This is a genomic window from Polaromonas sp. P1_G2, from assembly GCF_056405515.1.
This window is the reverse complement of sequence record NZ_JBFUBY010001664.1, coordinates 1-370: the sequence shown is the minus strand read 5'-3', so window position 1 is coordinate 370 and position 370 is coordinate 1. Positions and strand designations below refer to the sequence as shown.

At 61.4% G+C, this 370-nt stretch carries 1 protein-coding gene; it reads left to right on the top strand.

The window, feature by feature from the left end:
• The coding region (locus tag AC1D0P_RS32030) for a molybdopterin-binding protein (RefSeq protein ID WP_477680405.1) at positions 1 to 370 on the top strand (370 nt) is incomplete at both ends.

Below are 370 nucleotides of genomic sequence, written 5' to 3'. Positions count from 1 at the left end.
GTATGAGCGGCGCGGCATCGAATTCAACGATGCGCGCAAGCGCATGGCGCGCATGCCCGAAGGCAGTCTGCATATCGATAATCCTGTCTCGACGGCGCCGGGCTTCAACATCGGCAATGTCTATGTCATGGCCGGCGTGCCGAATATTTTCCAAGCGATGCTCGACAATGTCCTGCCGACGCTGCGCAGCGGTGCGAAGACGCTGTCGCGGACGGTCAAATGCCCGTTCGGCGAGGGCGATATCGGCGCGCCGCTGGCCGCGGTGCAGAAAGCGCATCCTCAGACCGTGATCGGCTCCTATCCGAAATTCGACGGCATGTATTTTTCGACCGACCTGGTCATCCGTGCCCGCGACGAGGCAGTGCTCGAT